At 22.7% G+C, this 1389-nt stretch carries 2 protein-coding genes; both read right to left on the reverse strand.

The genetic code is table 11. The features are described from left to right. Positions 1 to 97: 97 nt before the first annotated feature. Complete coding sequence (locus tag ACTNAO_RS12745; RefSeq protein ID WP_441027900.1) at positions 98 to 709, reverse strand: metal ABC transporter ATP-binding protein; 612 nt, start codon at positions 707 to 709, stop codon at positions 98 to 100. Between the two features lie 136 nt (positions 710 to 845). Next, a complete protein-coding gene (locus tag ACTNAO_RS12750) occupies positions 846 to 1175 on the reverse strand; it encodes a hypothetical protein (RefSeq protein WP_441027867.1) in 330 nt (109 codons plus the stop codon). Positions 1176 to 1389 lie beyond the last annotated feature (214 nt).

Genomic DNA, 1389 nt, shown 5'->3' on the forward strand with positions numbered 1-1389 from the left:
AGCAAATTCTTTTGGTTTATAATTTTTACTCAAATATAATCACCCCTAAATATATTATATTACATTTGATTATATTTGAATATATTTTTAATAACTATTAATAATCTCCTTCTTTAATATAATCTTTAAATGATTCTATTGAATTTAAAGATAATTTACCTTCATCAAATTTAAGTATATGAGTTGAATATTTTAAAGCCATGCTTAAGTTATGTTCTACAGAAATAATTGTAGTAGAAAATTTCTTATTAATATCACTTAATAAAGAATATATTTCAACTTGATTTTTATAATCTACACCAGTAGAAGGCTCGTCAAGTATTATAAGATCAGTATTTCCCATTAAAGCTCTTGCTATAAAAACTCTTTGCTGTTGACCACCAGACAAATTACCAATAAGTGAGTTTTTATGATCAAGCATATTAACTTTTTCTAAAGCTGAATTAATTTCTTTGTTTACATCAATATTTAAGGCCTTACAATGACATTTTAATATTTCATATACTGATATAGGAAAGCTGCTATTGAAGCCATCTAATCGTTGAGGTACATAGGAAACATTATTTGTATGTATATTAATAGAGCCAGAAACAGGCTTTAGAAGATTTAAAAGTAATTTTATAAAGGTTGTTTTGCAGCTACCATTTTCACCTACAATTGAAAGATAAATTCCTTTTGGAATTCTTATATTAATATCTTTTAATATCATTGGTGAGTTCTTTTCGTAACTGAAACAAAGGTTTTTAGTTTCAATTAAATAATTTTCTGTCAAAAAAATCAACTCCTAAGATATTCTAACTCTATTATATAACTAAGTGCAAATGATTTGCAATTATATTTTATGACTAATTAGAAATGTCATATGAGTTTTCAATATTCCATGATTCAAAAAAATCTTTTTTTAAATGGCATTCTATTGTAGTTTTCATGTGTGGTTCTTTTTTTCTAAGGCCTTTAGCTTTTACTACAGCTTTATCATTATCTAGAAATACTATTTTAGAATTTTGTACTCTTAGTAAATTGTATGAATTGCAATTATTACAAAGTTCATAATTAATTGCATAGTCTAAGTTTCTGCATTTTAATTTTAAGTATATTGTTTTAGAAGTAAAAACAAGGGCAAATAATAATATTAGGACAGATAATATTTTCAATAAATTATTTTTTATTTTCAAGATAACCTCCAAAAAAATTGCTCTAATTAATATTACCATAATTTTACATAAAATAATTTAAATAAATGTGAAGAATATATTAAAATTTTACTTGGAATATTTGTTATTTTTAAATATAATTTTTGTTAATATGATATTTTATTTGTAAGGAGGCTTTTTTGTGGAATTTAATAAAAAGAATATAAAAATAATTATATGTATATTATTTGGTGGA

Source organism: Clostridium sp. HCP1S3_C6, assembly GCF_052066735.1.
Classification (GTDB): Bacteria; Bacillota; Clostridia; order Clostridiales; family Clostridiaceae; genus Clostridium.

What these genes read in the sequence shown, in the direction of transcription:
- ACTNAO_RS12745 (WP_441027900.1), bottom strand. Translation starts at nt 709, where the DNA reads ATGATATTAAAAGATATTAATATAAGAATTCCAAAAGGAATTTATCTT.